This is a genomic window from Rhizobium arsenicireducens (assembly GCF_964021225.1).
Window position 1 is genome coordinate 3,880,695 of sequence record NZ_CAXHYK020000001.1, and the last position, 13,441, is coordinate 3,894,135.

Genomic DNA, 13,441 nt, shown 5'->3' on the forward strand with positions numbered 1-13,441 from the left:
ATTTCAACACTCCAATGGGGCTGAAAATGCGTATTGATGCAATCAAGATCGGCAAGAATCCGCCGGATGACGTGAACGTCATTGTTGAAGTGCCGGTTGGTGGTCACCCGATCAAGTACGAGATGGACAAGGAAGCCGGCGCACTGGTCGTCGACCGCTTCCTCTACACGCCGATGACCTATCCGGGCAATTATGGTTTCGTGCCACACACCCTTTCGGAAGACGGCGACCCGATCGACGTGCTGATCTGCAATACGCGTCCGCTCGTTGCCGGCTGCGTCATCAATGTTCGCCCGATTGGCGTCATGATCATGGAAGACGACGGCGGTCAGGATGAGAAGATCATTGCCGTTCCCTCGCACAAGCTGACCCAGCGCTACGACAAGATCGAAAACTACACCGATATGCCGGAGATCACGCTCAAGCAGATCGAGCACTTCTTCGAGCACTACAAGGATCTCGAGCCCGGCAAGTGGGTGAAGATCGCCGGTTGGCAGGATGTCAGCGTTGCCAAGACGCTGATCGTGGAGGCTATCGAGCGCTATAAGGCCCAGAAGTAAGGTTCAGGCTGCGGTCAGGCCGTCGATCCGTTTTGCCAAATCCTCCGGGTCGCCGTCGATCCGGAGGATTTTTCGTCTGGCGGTGTCGCCGGATACGACAGATACGGATGATTTCGGTACGCCGAGCGCCTTGGCAAGTAGTACGACCAGCGCCTTGTTGGCCTTGCCCTTTTCCGGAACGCTGGAGACGCGTGCCTTGAGATGTGCCTCGCCGTCGGCATTCAGTTCGACGCCGTCGATAGCATCACGCCCACCGTTCGGTGTGAGACGGACGGCAAGCCGCAGGTGATCGTCAAAGGCCTTGTAAGGCCGGATCACACGAACAGGGGAACGATGCTGTTCCACATCAGGGAGCGGATGAAGAAGATGATGAGCAGCACGACGATCGGCGAGATGTCGATGCCGCCGAGGTCGGGCAGGATGCGGCGGATGGGGCGAAGCGCGGGTTCGGTGACGTTGTAGAGGAAGGTGCCGATTGAGGCGACGAAGCGGTTGCTCGAATTGATGACGTTGAAGGCATAGAGCCATGAAAAAATGGCGCTGGCGATAAGCACCCAAGTATAAAGGTTCAATGCCAGATCGATCGTCTGAAACAGCGCGAGCATGCAGGTCTCCATTTCTCCGTTGACAGACATGTAGACATTGGCGACTAAACCGACAAGTCCCGCGGGCCGACGTATGGGAAATCATGTTTAACGGGGTGTCGGCTCCGGTCCTTTTTCAATCATCCGAACGGGAAGTTCCTCAGATGGCTGCAATCTCGTCCGGTGACCGTTTCGCCGCTTTCCGGCATGTGTCCTATTTCCGCTTCTTCTTCGCCCGCTTCCTTGGCGCTTTTGCCACGCAGATTCTCTCCGTGTCGGTGGGCTGGCAAATGTATGACGAGACGGGCAACGTGCTTTATCTCGGACTCATCGGCCTCGTGCAGTTTCTTCCCTCGCTGCTTCTGATCCTGGTCACCGGCTCGGTCGCCGACCGCTACAATCGCCGGGCGATTGCCGCAATCTGCATGATCGTCAGTGCGCTGTGCGGCGGGGCAATGCTGCTTCTCACGATGTTCGACGCCTTCGATCCCTTGATCGTGTTCGCCATCCTCGTTGTGTTCGGTGTCGAGCGCGCCTTCAATGCGCCAGCCGTTCAGTCGCTGGCGCCCAATCTCGTGCCGCCGGAAGACCTCGGCAATGCGGTCGCGTGGAATTCGTCCTCCTGGCAGATGGCGTCGATTATCGGGCCGGTCGCCGGCGGTCTTCTCTACGGCGTCAGCGCGACCCTCGCCTATTCGGTTTCCTTGGCCCTCTTCGCCTCGGCCGCCCTTCTGATCTTCATGGTGGAAAAGCCGGCCCAGCGCAGCGCTTCCAAAGCGGTTTCGTGGAACACGATCCTTGCCGGGTTCCGTTTTATCTTCGGCGAGAAGGTGGTGCTCGGCGCGATCTCGCTTGATCTCTTTGCCGTCTTGCTCGGCGGCGCCGTGGCGCTGATGCCAGTCTTCGCGCGCGATATCCTGACGCTCGGTCCGCTCGGCCTTGGACTTCTGCGCGCTGCGCCCGGCATGGGTGCGGTCATCGTGGCAGTGGCGCTCGCAAGCTTTCCCATCCGTCACAATGCCGGCCTGTTCATGTTCATCGGCGTCGCGCTGTTTGGCGCAGGCACGATCATGTTCGGACTTTCCGAGACGGCCTGGATCTCGATCGCGGCGCTGATGCTCATGGGGGCCGCCGACATGGCGTCGGTCTATGTCCGGGAGACGCTGATCGCGCTTTGGACGCCGGACGAGGTGCGTGGCCGGGTCAATGCCGTGAACATGGTCTTCGTCGGCGCTTCGAACGAGCTCGGCGAGTTCCGGGCCGGAACGATGGCGCATCTGGTGGGGCCCGTTCCGGCGGTGGTGATCGGAGGCGCCGGCACGCTTGCCGTCGCCGCGCTCTGGGCACTTGGCTTCCCGCAATTGAGAAAGATCGACAGTCTGGACGTGCCCAATACTCAGGCGAAGTGATTGGCCTTGAGAAAGACCAGGTCGAGAAATTCCGACAGCCAGGCTTTCAGTGGTGCATCGAAGATCATTCGACCCTCCAGATGGTCGCGGCCCTGCTGGGCGTTGGGCATGATGAAACGGTGCGCGCCGTGGACGACCCAGCGCTGCATCATTGCCCGTGTGAGTTCGGCGTGGAACTGCAGGCCCCAGGCATTGTCGCCGTAACGGATGGCCTGGTTGCGGTAGACGTCACCCTCGGCCAGCAACTGGCAACCGTGCGGCAGGTCGAAGCCCTCTCGGTGAAAATGATAGACCATCTTGGGCCAGCAGCGCATCAGCAGTCGACCGCGCTCGGTCGGTCGCAGCGGATACCAGCCGATTTCGACGCGGCCCTCCGGTTCGGCCTCCACCTTGCCGCCCAGATGGCGCACGAGCATCTGGGCGCCGAGACAGATGCCCAGATAGGGCTTGTTCTCCTTGAGCGGTACGGCAAGCCAGTCCGTTTCCGTCCTGACGAAGGGATCAGGATCGTTGGCGCTCATCGGGCCGCCGAACACCACCGCGCCGGAATGGGCCTCAAGCGTCATCGGCAGCTCGTCGCCAAGGACGGGGCGGCGGATATCGAGTGGAAAGCCCTTCTCCAACAACATCTGGCCGACCCGGCCTGGACTTGATCTCTCCTGGTGGAGCACGATCAGGACAGGCAGGCAGCCGCGGCGCCGAGAAGGATCGTCAAGCATCGCCTTCGCCCTCAAGGCCGGCGCGTGCCTGGGCTTCCTGCCGCTCATGCACCCGATCACGGCCTGAAACGCCAAGCAGGTCGGCGATCCGCCATATGGCATGGTCTTCCATTTCGCTGCGGGTACCGTCCGCGTAGACGATGTCCCAGAGGATGCCGACGAGCTGGGTGCGTTGGCTTTCATCCAAGGTGCGCTTGAGCTCGGAGGTGAAGCGGTAGTAGTCGACCGCCTCGCTCTCGACCTTGCGGCTTTCCGCCAAAAGCGCATCGATCGAATGCTCGTCGAGCGCATACTGCTCGCGCAGCAGGTCGCGAAGCTTGAGCCTCTCGGCGTCATGGACAACCCCGTCCGCTTCCATGACCTGCAGGCACAGGGCGGCGACGGATACCCGCGGATCGTCCGGAGCGAAGGCCGGCTCGTCTTCCCTGGATTGGGTCAGGCTCTGGAAGAAGGACTGCAATCGTTCCAGCATGCACTCTCCTTCAAAACAGTCTGAGCCGGGCCTTCGGGTCGGCCGGTGCCTGGGCGCCCTTGCGAACACCGGGATCGTCAGGAGGGCGGCCGAAAAACGGCTCAGCTTCCGGCTTAGCCTTCTTTTCAGTTCGATCCACGGCCTGCGTCACCGGAGCGGCCAGTGCGGTAATCTCAGAGGCAGCGGCAGGGGCAGGGATGGTGGCGGGAGCAGCTGGCACCGGGGCGGCCGGCTCGATTTCCATGGCACTGACAGGCGGCAGGGTTTCGAGCGCGATCGCGGCGCTGCTGGCCGCGCCTTCCTCTACGGGGCCTTCCAGCTGATCGAAGGGCACCTTCCATTCGAAGGCGTCGAGACGGCCGGTCACCGGCGATAGCGGTAGCCATTTGTCCGAAACATAACCGTCGGCTATCCAGGCTGGATCGCGGCCGGCTTTTAACGCTTGCGCCATCCAGTGGCGGATGCGGCCCTGGTCGCCAGTCTCGGCTTCCTCAATGTCGGCGAGCAAAAGGTAGACCCGCTCGGACGAACTCATCCGGGCAGCTGCCTCCGCCTTGGCGCGGGCCTTCTTGAAGTCCTGTGCGTCGAGGGCGGCTTCTGCGACGATCAGCAGCGATTCGACATTGCTGGTGCGCTGCGTTTCCAGCCGTTCGGCGCGTTTCAAACGGTCAGCGGCGCTGTCACCACTGCGCGCGCGCAGGTAGGCTTTGGCGATTTCCGGATGGGGATTGGTCTTCCAGACCTGTTCAAGCACGTTTGAAGCTTTGCGCAGATTGTCCTCGCGCAGATAGGCCTTGGCCGCGACGATGGCTGCCGGGACGAGATCCTTCGCAAGCTTCAGGGCATGGAGTGCGTTGTCGCGGGCGGCGACAGGTTCGCTCTCCAACTGGTCCTCAGCCTTGGCCGTCAGCAGCACAGCCTTCAATCGGTCGGCCTCTGTGCGGTTCAGCACATGGGCGACGCGCTGCTGGTCGAGCAGGCGGATCGCATCGTCCCAATTGCCGACCCGGCACCGGTATTCCAACGTCGCTTTCGCTGCCCAGGGCAGATAGGGCGCAGCCTCCGCCGCGGTTTCGGCGTATTGCCGTGCCGCTTCATGGGCGCCGAGTTCGATCTGCCTCCATATACAGACCGCGCAGTCCTAGCTCGCGGGTTTCCGGATCATCCGCCATCTGCTGGAAGAGACGTCGCGCATCGTCATGTCGACCTTCGATCACCGCGGTCTGCGCCTCCAGAACAAGGATCAGCGGCTCCTGGTCCGCGCGCAATAGGCCGCGGGCGCGGGCGTTCATTTTGTGGGCGAGGGCCGCATTGCCGGCGCCGGCTGCGATCAGGCCGGTCGAAAGCGCTTGATAGCCGCGGTCACGGGTGCGGGCGCGGAAGAAACGGCGGACGGAATGCGGCGATGTCCACAGCGTGCGAACGAACCACCAGAAGATCATGACGGACGCGACGATGGCGAGCAGCATTGAGGCTGCGACCATCAAACTCATCTCGATCAGCTGTCCTTGCCAGAGAATCGACAGCGAACCTGGCCGGTCAGCGAGCCAGGCGAAGCCGAATCCGAGGGCGAGGATGGTCAGGATGAAGAACAGGATTCTCAGCATGGGTTTGCTACCTCAGCCCTTCTTGCCGCTGACGACGCTGGCGAGCGCATCGCCGACCAGCGCCTCGATTTCGATTCGGGTCTTGAGCATCGACACATAGTCGGTCGAGACAGCCTTGCCGGCATCCGGCAGGCTTTCCCATTCGAGAGCGGCGCCCTTGAGATCGCCGTTCTGCAGCTTGTCTTCCATGCGGGCGAGGATCGCTTCCGGCGTCGCGCCTTCGACATTGCCGACCGGTCGAACCTTGACGACGGAGAGCGCGCTCGACAACAGGCGCTGACCGATCCCTTCATTGGGGTTCGGCTGGTGGATCGCCGCGAGAACAGCGTCGGCGACATCGCCGAACTTGCGGATGAGTTCTGCGCGCGAGGCGACACCGGTCGCGGCGTGCTGGCGGAGCCCTTCGATCATCGGATCGTCGGGGGAGATGCTCGCCAGCGCATCCAATTCTGCCATGTATGGGCCGCCGCGCTCGGTTGCCGATTTCAGTGCGGTCAGCGCGATCGCCTTGGCCATCTCGACGTCGGTTCTTGGCTCATCGAGCTTCTGTTCCGCTTCAGCCAGGCGTTCGCTCAAGCGGGTCTCGGTCTCGTTAAGTGCGGTGGCATTGCCGGCGATCTCGCTTTTGAGGTCAGCGAGTGCCTCGTCGGTCTGGACGAGCCTCTGACGCAATTCGTCAAGTGCCGCGGTGTCAGCTGTCGTGCTGGCCTGGTTGGTGACGGCAGTCTCCAGCGCGGCCAGTCGCTCTTCCAGACGTGGGTCCGCAGCGGCGGCCGGTGCATTGGCAATGCCGGCAATCTGGGTTTTCAGCGCCTCAATCTCGGCGGAGAGGACAGATATATCTTCAGGTGGCGGGGCAGGCGGTGTGACATCCGGAGTGGCTGCCGGCAAATAGCCCGCATATTGCATGCTGCCCGCACCGGCGAGGGCGACAAGCCCACCGAAAATGCCGGCAGCGATCAATGAAGGCAGTGTAGGCGCGGCCTTGACTGGCTGCCGGGACTGCGGCGATTGACGCTTGTCGGTGCTCGCCACCGGCGGCTCGGAAGCGGTTTCAGATTCAGATATGGGGGGCGCGGTGTGGACGGACTCATCGGTGGTCGACGCGGGGCCCGCCCCTTGATCGGTTTCATCGACGGTCTTCTCGACGGATCCGAATGACGCTTCGCCCTCCGAAGCCTTCGGAGTGTCGGCCTGATCAGGCTGTGCCGTGCCGTCGCTGGCAACCGATTCGGCCGTCAGGTCGATGGTGACCGGGTCATTCGGCGACTTCGAGCGGCGGGGCTGCTTTCCGGAAACCATGTCAACCTCTTCATTTCCCTGCGGTCCTCTAAAACTAGTCAGTCGGGCGGGGGAAGGAAAGGGCGAAGATCAAATTTGGCGCCAGACATTAGAGTAGTGAGAGCAGTGATGCCTCTGTCGGGACCGCCGCAGCCTCGGCTTGCGAGCGGAATGGCTCCGGCACGACGTCGACAATTTTCTCGCTCAGGCAAAGAAAGCGGGTGCTAGCAAAGCGGGACGGGTCCGCATCCAGCACGGTGCATTCGAACACATGGCGTGCACTCTCGCTGGAATAAAGCAAGACCGCATCGACGGGGCCGGTGCCGAGCGCCTGCTCCATTTGTGACAGCGAAGGCTTGAACGGCCGCATGCGATAACACTCGCAGACTTCGAGCGGAATAGTCCGTGCGGCAAGCTCTGCTTCGAATCCGGCGGCGCGGGGGCTTCCGGCGAGATAGAGAACGGGACGCTCGGGACTGATGGTCTTGCCGATCCGCTCGGCGATCAACCGCGCGAGCGCCGTCCCGTCGTTGTCGCCCGCAACAGTGTTATGAAAGCCTGCCTTCCAGGCAGCATGTGCGGTCGCTTCTCCGACAGCGAAGCAGGGCATGTCAAAAAGTGAGGCGGGAGTATCGCGCAAGGCCGCCAGTGCTCGCATCGCCTCCGCGCTGGTGACGGCGATGGCGCTGTGCGGGCGGGAAAGCGCCTTGGACAAGGCGACGCTGTCATGCTCCGCGACGGTAAGCGGCAGCAGCAGGGGCTCGTGGCCCCGCCGCTTGAGTTCGGCTGCGGTGCGGCTCGCCGCCGGTTCGGGGCGCGTCACCAGAACGCGCATGGCTCAACTCCAACTGGCGAAGAAGTCGGGACCGGCCTTGGCGCGGATCGCCTCGCCGGCGGTGCGGCCGATCGCGAGCGCTTCGCTGCGGGCTCCGTTCATCTCGATCTCATGATAGCGAGAGCCATCCGGCGTCAGGATCATGCCCGAGAAGGACAATTGGTCTCCGTTGCAGCGCGCATAGCCGGCAATCGGGGTGCGGCAGGAGCCGTCAAGTGCTTCGAGGAAGGCGCGCTCGCATGTTACCGCGTCGTAGGTCCGACGGTCGTTGATCGCCGCCAACAGCGAAGTCATCCGGTCGTCGCCGATGCGGCTCTCGATGCAGATGGCGCCTTGGGCGGGGGCCGGTGGGAAGTCCTTCGGATCAAGGAAGCTCGGTCGGCACGTCGAGCTTGCCCAGGCGCCGGAGCCCGGCATAGGCGAGCATCGTGCCGTCAGCCTGGCCCTCGGCGAGCTTTCTTAGCCGGGTGTCGACCTGACCGCGAAAGGTGATGACCTTCAGATCTGGGCGCAGGCGACGGATGAGCGCCTGGCGTCGCAGCGACGCGGAACCGACGGTGGCGCCCTGCGGCAGTTCGGTCAGCTTTGGCGCTGTCTTGCCGATGAAGGCGTCGCGGACATCCTCGCGCGGCAGGAAGGCGGAGAGAAACAAGCCTTCAGGCAGCTTGGTCGGCATGTCCTTCGAAGAGTGAACGGCCAGATCCAGATCACCGGAGCGCAGTTGCGCCTCAATCTCCTCGGTGAACAGACCCTTGCCGCCCAGTTCCGCCAGCGGCCGGTCGGTGATCCGGTCGCCCTGCGTCGAAAGCACGACGATCTCGAACATCTCTTCGCTCAGCCCATGGGCGGCCATCAGGCGGTCGCGGGTCTCATGGGCCTGGGCGAGCGCCAGCGGGCTGCCGCGCGTGCCGATGCGGAAAGGTTTTGTTTGCATCCGGTCTGATCCGTTGTTACCGACAGTCCTCGTAGACGGGTTTCCCGGTCATCGCAATCAATGAACAGGGCAAATGGGCTCCAAACTGCGCATTCTCGGCATCGAGACCAGCTGCGACGAGACGGCCGCGGCGGTCGTTTCCCGCTTTGAGGACGGAACCGGCCTGATCGAGGCCGATGTGGTCCTGAGCCAGCTCGACGAGCACAGCGCCTACGGTGGTGTGGTGCCGGAAATCGCGGCGCGTGCCCATGTCGATGCGCTGGACAGTCTGATCGAAGAAGCGCTGTCGCGGGCGGACGTGAAGCTCTCCGACATCGACGCCATTGCTGCAACCGCCGGCCCCGGACTGATCGGAGGCCTTCTTGTCGGGCTGATGACCGGCAAGGCGATCGCGCGGGCGACGGGCAAGCCGCTTTATGCGATCAATCATCTCGAAGGCCATGCGCTGACAGCTCGGCTGACGGACAGTCTGAGCTTTCCCTACCTGATGCTGCTGGTTTCCGGAGGGCATACCCAACTCGTCCTCATTCGCGGCGTCGGTGACTACGAGCGCTGGGGCACGACGATCGACGACGCGCTGGGCGAGGCCTTCGACAAGACGGCCAAGCTGCTCGGTCTGCCTTATCCCGGCGGCCCGGAAGTCGAGAAGGCGGCGGCGACCGGGGATGCCAAACGTTTCACCTTCCCGCGGCCGCTGGTCGGCGAGGCGCGGCTCGACTTTTCCTTCTCCGGTCTGAAGACTGCCGTTCGTCAGGCGGCCGAAGGCATCGCCCCGGTCAGCGATCAGGATATTTCGGACATTTGCGCCTCCTTCCAGCGGGCCATCTCGCGTACGCTCGACGACCGGATCGGCCGCGGTCTGCAGCGGTTCCTCGGCGAGTTCCCGCAGCACGACGGCATTCCGGCGCTGGTGGTGGCCGGCGGGGTCGCTGCCAACCAGGAACTGCGCCGCACGCTGCAATCGCTGTGCGACCGGCACGGCTTCCGCTTCGTTGCGCCACCGTACCACTTGTGCACGGACAATGCCGTGATGATCGCCTGGGCGGGGCTTGAACGCATGGCGCTCGGTATGGCGGCGGATCCGCTCGACGTCCAGCCGCGTTCGCGCTGGCCGCTGGACGGCGAGGCAAAGGCCTTGCTCGCCTATGGCAAGCGGGGAGCAAAGGCATGAGCGGAACGAACAGCATTGCCGTCATCGGATCGGGTGCGTTCGGCACGGCGCTGGCCGCCGTCATGGCATCCGAAGGCAGGGTCGAGACGATGCTTGTCGGCCGTGACGCCGCGCTGATCGCCGATCTTCAGGCCACGCGCGTGCACGAGGCCGCGCTGCCGGGAATCCGCCTGCCGGACGCCTTGCAGTTCTCTGCCGATCCCGACGTGATCACCACGGCCGAGATTGTGCTCTTCGCCATGCCGTCGCAGGCCCAGGCGGACGCGGCCGCACAATATGGACCCTTTCTCCGTGAGGGTGTGACGGTGGTCACCTGCGCCAAGGGCATAGACCGCAGCAGCACCCGGCTTCTGACCGACGTGCTTGAAGACGCATTGCCGAATCATCCCGTGGCAGCGCTGTCCGGCCCGGGCTTTGCCGCCGACATCGCCGGCGGCTTGCCGACGGCGATGGCGATCGCGGCGGCCGACCTCGCCGTTGCCGAGCGATTGGCGCATGCGATTTCCGGCCGGACCTTCCGACTTTACGCTTCCGATGACCGCATCGGCGTTCAACTCGGTGGCGCGTTGAAGAATGTGCTGGCGATCGCTTGCGGCATTGTCGAAGGCATGGGGCTGGGCGATTCCGCCCGCGCCGCGCTCATTTCGCGCGGCCTTGCGGAGATGTCGAGGCTGGTGACGGCCATGGGCGGCAAGGCAGATACCGTTCGCGGCCTGTCCGGACTCGGCGACCTGGTCCTGACCGCCACCAGCCACCAGTCGCGCAACCTGCGTTTCGGCATTGCGCTTGGGCGCGGCGAGCCGATCGATTTCTCGCGGGGCCAGCTGGTCGAGGGTGCCTTTGCCGCCGCCGTCGCCTCGCGGCTGGCCGAGGGGCTTTCGGTCAGCATGCCGATCACCGATGCTGTCGCTGCGATTATCGAAGGAAGCCTCGATATTCCGATGGCCATCGAGCAACTGATGTCGCGACCGATCACCACCGAGTGACCCGTTGTTAGAACCAAGGGAGACATGAACATGCTGTTTGCAGTGATCTGCACCGACAAGCCCGGACATCTCAACGTCCGGATGGAAACGCGCCCGACCCATGTGGAGTGGCTGAACGGCCTCAACTCCGCCGGCACGCTGAAGATCGGCGGTCCATTCCTCGATGCCGACGGCAAGCCCTGCGGTTCGATGCTGCTGATCGCCGCCGACGATATCGAGGGCGCCAAGGCGATTGCTTCCGAGGATCCCTATGCCAAGGCCGGCCTCTTCGCCCATGTCGAGATCAAGCCCTACAACTGGGTCTTCAACAATCCGGAGGCGTAAGGCGGACATGGCATACTGGCTTTTCAAGTCCGAACCCTTCAAGTGGTCCTGGGAAATGCAGAAGGCCAAGGGTGAGGCCGGCGAGGAATGGACGGGCGTTCGCAATTATCTGGCGCGCAATAACATGCGGGCCATGAAGATCGGCGACAAGGGCTTCTTCTACCACTCGAACGAGGGGCTGGAAGTGGTCGGCATCGCGGAGGTCTGCGGGCTTTCCCATCCGGATTCAACCGCCGAGGGTGATGCCCGTTGGGACTGCGTCGATATCCGTGCGGTCTGCGACATGCCGAAGCCGGTCTCGCTGAAGGACGTCAAGGCCAATCCGAAGCTGGCCGAGATGGCGCTGGTCACCTCGATGCGGTTGTCGGTCCAGCCGGTGACGGAAGAGGAATATCTCGAAGTCTGCCGCATGGGCGACCTCGACAATCCGCCGAGGTGAGGAAATGGCTTGAACACCGACCCTGAGACCTTCATTCGCGCAAACACTAGCCTGATGGCGCCACCGCATGTGCCGGAAATCCGCTTGCGGCTCGCCAACGAGGTCCATGACCTCTGGCTGAAGACAGAAGCGGATCTCGAGGAGATCGGTCTGCCGCCGCCGTTCTGGGCCTTCGCCTGGGCTGGCGGGCAGGGGCTCGCCCGCTATATCCTGGATCATCCGGAAGAGGTGCGCGGCAAGCGCGTGCTTGATTTCGCCAGTGGCTCAGGACTGGTCGCGATCGCGGCGAGACTTGCCGGGGCGAGCGAGGTGATTGCCGCCGACATCGACCCTTGGGCGGGTACGGCGGTTCGGCTCAACGCGCACGAAAACGGCGTGGAGATCGGCTTTACCAGCGAGGACCTAATCGGCCGCCTCGTCGAGGCCGACATCGTATTGGCAGGAGACGTTTTCTATGATCGTGATTTTGCCAGTTCACTGACCGAATGGTTCGGAAGCCTCACCGCGGGCGGGAAGCGGGTTCTGGTCGGCGATCCCGGGCGAAGCTATTGCCCGAACGAGCGGCTCGAAGCACTCTCTACCCATGAGGTGCCGGTCACACGCGTTCTTGAGGACAGCGAATTGAAAAGTACGACGGTCTGGCGCTTCCGCTGACCGGGTTTTACTTAGGGCGGATAACACAGACGCCGGCCTCGTAGGAGCAGGCGCTGTCGTCCGTCTCGGCGTTGATCTCGATGATCTTTGCCGTCGGTGGGCGATATGAGATGACATCGCCGCGGGATCCCTCAATGGCGAAGTAGATCCCGGCGCCGCGAACTCGGACGGCGGAAATCGATCCGGCGAAGGTTCCGATGCCTGGAACGACCGAAGGAAGCCCCGCGCCGCCGACTATACTTTGCTGATAGGGGCGGTCATGACCAGACCAGTGCGGCGAGCGACGGTACTCGCCGGCCTCAAGCGCCGTGGCCGTCACGATAAACGGCAGAGTGCCGGCTATAACCATTACGGGACGGGCAAGACGCGTGACCATGAGTGCCTCTCCATCGGTATCTCGGTGGTTAACAAACTGTTAAGATCACCATGCCCGATTTCTCCGGTAAAGTCATTGCCGTCCGTATTTTTTTGGCGAAACGTCATTATTCATCGCGTCTTGGCATAAAGTTCTATTCAACCCAATCGATTAAATTCGAATCGGGGGGCGAATGGGCTTGTCGTCAGTCATTTCGGCGATTAAACCTCGCGACTGATGCAATGCACCCGCTCGGGATCAAAGCATTGCCCGGAGGATGTCCGAGAATTCGGAACGCATTGAAACGCCGCGAGGTCCTGATGGCGAATCTGACAAATAACCGGCCCTTGTCGCCGCATCTGCAAATCTACAAGCCGATTCCCACCATGGTGATGTCGATCCTGCATCGTATCACCGGTGCGGCGCTCTATTTTGGTACGATCCTGGTTGCCTGGTGGCTGATCGCCGCCTCGACTGGTGCTGCCTATTTCGATTGGGTCAGCTGGTTCATGGGGACGATCATCGGCCGGCTTGTGCTGTTCGGTTACACCTGGGCCTTGCTTCACCACATGCTTGGCGGGCTTCGCCACCTGATGTGGGACGTCGGCTATGGCTTCGACAAGCATTTCTCCACCAAGCTGGCCAAGGCCAACATTATTGGCTCGGTGGTGCTGACCGTTCTCGTGTGGGCGATTGCCTACGCCGTCCGTTCCTGAGGTGACGAATATGGATATGCGCACTCCGCTCGGTAAGGTACGAGGCCTCGGCTCGGCCAAGGAAGGTACGGAACACTTCTGGCGTCAGCGGGTCACGGCCGTCGCCAATATTCCGCTCATCTTCTTCTTCATCGGCTTCCTGGTCTGCTATGGCGGCGCTCCCTATGTGGAAGTCGTGAGCGCGCTGGCCAATCCGGTCGTCGCCGTGGTTATGGGCCTGGTCGTCCTGTCCGGCGTCATTCACATGAAGCTCGGCATGCAGGTGATCATCGAGGACTACGTCCATCAGGAGCTCACCAAGATCGCCCTGTTGATGCTCAACATGTTCTTCGCGATCCTGATCGGCGGGCTCTGTCTTTTCGCCCTTCTGAAGATCGCATTCGTAGGATAATCCC

General features: G+C 62.6%; 16 protein-coding genes and 2 pseudogenes. 9 read left to right on the plus strand and 9 right to left on the minus strand.

Annotated elements, in window-relative coordinates; all coding sequences use genetic code 11:
* Positions 1 to 26: 26 nt before the first annotated feature.
* Positions 27 to 560, plus strand: a complete 534-nt coding sequence (gene ppa, locus ACWPVA_RS18975) for an inorganic diphosphatase (protein ID WP_454289149.1) — start codon at positions 27 to 29, stop codon at positions 558 to 560.
* Between the two features lie 3 nt (positions 561 to 563).
* Here the strand turns inward: ppa and ACWPVA_RS18980 are convergent, their stop codons facing one another.
* The gene (locus ACWPVA_RS18980; RefSeq protein WP_454289150.1) at positions 564 to 878 is read right to left on the minus strand and encodes a DUF167 domain-containing protein; all 315 of its coding nucleotides are present in this window, start codon (positions 876 to 878) and stop codon (positions 564 to 566) included.
* Positions 875 to 1,195 carry a YggT family protein gene (locus ACWPVA_RS18985; protein WP_454289151.1) on the minus strand — a complete coding sequence of 107 codons (321 nt, stop codon included), beginning with the start codon at positions 1,193 to 1,195 and terminating at the stop codon, positions 875 to 877. The genes ACWPVA_RS18980 and ACWPVA_RS18985 overlap by 4 nt, the downstream gene beginning before the upstream one ends.
* Before the next feature lie 113 nt (positions 1,196 to 1,308).
* Here ACWPVA_RS18985 and ACWPVA_RS18990 point away from each other — a divergent pair, with 113 nt between their 5' ends.
* Positions 1,309 to 2,553: an MFS transporter gene (locus ACWPVA_RS18990; protein ID WP_454289152.1), complete on the plus strand. Its 1,245-nt coding sequence runs from the start codon at positions 1,309 to 1,311 to the stop codon at positions 2,551 to 2,553.
* On the opposite strand, the gene ACWPVA_RS18995 is transcribed toward ACWPVA_RS18990, so the two are convergent.
* From ACWPVA_RS18995 to hemC, 6 genes and pseudogenes are all read right to left on the minus strand, one after another.
* Complete coding sequence (locus ACWPVA_RS18995; RefSeq protein WP_454289153.1) at positions 2,541 to 3,272, minus strand: glutamine amidotransferase; 732 nt, start codon at positions 3,270 to 3,272, stop codon at positions 2,541 to 2,543. The genes ACWPVA_RS18990 and ACWPVA_RS18995 overlap by 13 nt on opposite strands.
* Complete coding sequence (locus ACWPVA_RS19000) at positions 3,265 to 3,744, minus strand: tellurite resistance TerB family protein (RefSeq protein ID WP_454289154.1); 480 nt, start codon at positions 3,742 to 3,744, stop codon at positions 3,265 to 3,267. Before ACWPVA_RS19000 ends, ACWPVA_RS18995 begins: the two co-directional genes overlap by 8 nt.
* 10 nt (positions 3,745 to 3,754) lie before the next feature.
* Positions 3,755 to 5,351 (minus strand): annotated as a pseudogene (locus tag ACWPVA_RS19005) (heme biosynthesis HemY N-terminal domain-containing protein).
* Between the two features lie 12 nt (positions 5,352 to 5,363).
* Positions 5,364 to 6,653: a COG4223 family protein gene (locus ACWPVA_RS19010; protein ID WP_454289155.1), complete on the minus strand. Its 1,290-nt coding sequence runs from the start codon at positions 6,651 to 6,653 to the stop codon at positions 5,364 to 5,366.
* 88 nt (positions 6,654 to 6,741) lie between these two features.
* A complete protein-coding gene (locus ACWPVA_RS19015; RefSeq protein WP_454289156.1) occupies positions 6,742 to 7,467 on the minus strand; it encodes a uroporphyrinogen-III synthase in 726 nt (241 codons plus the stop codon).
* Positions 7,468 to 7,470: 3 nt separating this feature from the next.
* Positions 7,471 to 8,401: pseudogene (gene hemC, locus ACWPVA_RS19020) on the minus strand (hydroxymethylbilane synthase).
* A gap of 73 nt (positions 8,402 to 8,474) precedes the next feature.
* On the opposite strand from hemC, the gene tsaD reads away from it, so the two are divergent.
* The 5 genes from tsaD to ACWPVA_RS19045 are packed head-to-tail and all read left to right on the plus strand — an operon-like array spanning position 8,475 to position 11,975.
* Complete coding sequence (gene tsaD, locus ACWPVA_RS19025; protein WP_454289157.1) at positions 8,475 to 9,572, plus strand: tRNA (adenosine(37)-N6)-threonylcarbamoyltransferase complex transferase subunit TsaD; 1,098 nt, start codon at positions 8,475 to 8,477, stop codon at positions 9,570 to 9,572.
* Complete coding sequence (locus ACWPVA_RS19030) at positions 9,569 to 10,558, plus strand: NAD(P)H-dependent glycerol-3-phosphate dehydrogenase (RefSeq protein WP_454289158.1); 990 nt, start codon at positions 9,569 to 9,571, stop codon at positions 10,556 to 10,558. The genes tsaD and ACWPVA_RS19030 overlap by 4 nt, the downstream gene beginning before the upstream one ends.
* 30 nt (positions 10,559 to 10,588) lie before the next feature.
* Positions 10,589 to 10,882 carry a YciI-like protein gene (locus ACWPVA_RS19035; RefSeq protein ID WP_454289159.1) on the plus strand — a complete coding sequence of 98 codons (294 nt, stop codon included), beginning with the start codon at positions 10,589 to 10,591 and terminating at the stop codon, positions 10,880 to 10,882.
* Positions 10,883 to 10,889: 7 nt separating this feature from the next.
* On the plus strand, positions 10,890 to 11,321 hold the full coding sequence (locus ACWPVA_RS19040; RefSeq protein ID WP_454289160.1) for an EVE domain-containing protein: 432 nt from the start codon (positions 10,890 to 10,892) through the stop codon (positions 11,319 to 11,321).
* Positions 11,322 to 11,330: 9 nt separating this feature from the next.
* Positions 11,331 to 11,975 (plus strand): class I SAM-dependent methyltransferase, encoded by a 645-nt coding sequence (locus ACWPVA_RS19045; protein ID WP_454289161.1) that lies wholly within the window; start codon positions 11,331 to 11,333, stop codon positions 11,973 to 11,975.
* A 7-nt stretch (positions 11,976 to 11,982) separates the two neighbouring features.
* Here the strand turns inward: ACWPVA_RS19045 and ACWPVA_RS19050 are convergent, their stop codons facing one another.
* Entirely contained in the window at positions 11,983 to 12,351 is a 369-nt protein-coding gene (locus ACWPVA_RS19050; protein ID WP_454289162.1) for a hypothetical protein, read from the minus strand.
* 299 nt (positions 12,352 to 12,650) lie between these two features.
* Here ACWPVA_RS19050 and sdhC point away from each other — a divergent pair, with 299 nt between their 5' ends.
* On the plus strand, positions 12,651 to 13,046 hold the full coding sequence (gene sdhC, locus ACWPVA_RS19055) for a succinate dehydrogenase, cytochrome b556 subunit (RefSeq protein WP_454289163.1): 396 nt from the start codon (positions 12,651 to 12,653) through the stop codon (positions 13,044 to 13,046).
* Positions 13,047 to 13,056: 10 nt separating this feature from the next.
* A complete protein-coding gene (sdhD, locus tag ACWPVA_RS19060) occupies positions 13,057 to 13,437 on the plus strand; it encodes a succinate dehydrogenase, hydrophobic membrane anchor protein (RefSeq protein ID WP_454289164.1) in 381 nt (126 codons plus the stop codon).
* The last annotated feature ends 4 nt before the right edge of the window (positions 13,438 to 13,441 follow it).

Bases quoted from the DNA above. Each gene is read 5' to 3' on its own strand.
- ppa (WP_454289149.1), top strand. From the start codon at position 27: ATGCGTATTGATGCAATCAAGATCGGCAAGAATCCGCCGGATGACGTG.
- ACWPVA_RS18985 (WP_454289151.1), bottom strand. From the start codon at position 1,195: ATGTCTGTCAACGGAGAAATGGAGACCTGCATGCTCGCGCTGTTTCAG.
- ACWPVA_RS18990 (WP_454289152.1), top strand. From the start codon at position 1,309: ATGGCTGCAATCTCGTCCGGTGACCGTTTCGCCGCTTTCCGGCATGTG.
- ACWPVA_RS18995 (WP_454289153.1), bottom strand. From the start codon at position 3,272: ATGCTTGACGATCCTTCTCGGCGCCGCGGCTGCCTGCCTGTCCTGATC.
- ACWPVA_RS19000 (WP_454289154.1), bottom strand. From the start codon at position 3,744: ATGCTGGAACGATTGCAGTCCTTCTTCCAGAGCCTGACCCAATCCAGG.
- ACWPVA_RS19010 (WP_454289155.1), bottom strand. From the start codon at position 6,653: ATGGTTTCCGGAAAGCAGCCCCGCCGCTCGAAGTCGCCGAATGACCCG.
- ACWPVA_RS19015 (WP_454289156.1), bottom strand. From the start codon at position 7,467: ATGCGCGTTCTGGTGACGCGCCCCGAACCGGCGGCGAGCCGCACCGCA.
- tsaD (WP_454289157.1), top strand. From the start codon at position 8,475: ATGGGCTCCAAACTGCGCATTCTCGGCATCGAGACCAGCTGCGACGAG.
- ACWPVA_RS19030 (WP_454289158.1), top strand. From the start codon at position 9,569: ATGAGCGGAACGAACAGCATTGCCGTCATCGGATCGGGTGCGTTCGGC.
- ACWPVA_RS19035 (WP_454289159.1), top strand. From the start codon at position 10,589: ATGCTGTTTGCAGTGATCTGCACCGACAAGCCCGGACATCTCAACGTC.
- ACWPVA_RS19040 (WP_454289160.1), top strand. From the start codon at position 10,890: ATGGCATACTGGCTTTTCAAGTCCGAACCCTTCAAGTGGTCCTGGGAA.
- ACWPVA_RS19050 (WP_454289162.1), bottom strand. From the start codon at position 12,351: ATGGTCACGCGTCTTGCCCGTCCCGTAATGGTTATAGCCGGCACTCTG.
- sdhC (WP_454289163.1), top strand. From the start codon at position 12,651: ATGGCGAATCTGACAAATAACCGGCCCTTGTCGCCGCATCTGCAAATC.
- sdhD (WP_454289164.1), top strand. From the start codon at position 13,057: ATGGATATGCGCACTCCGCTCGGTAAGGTACGAGGCCTCGGCTCGGCC.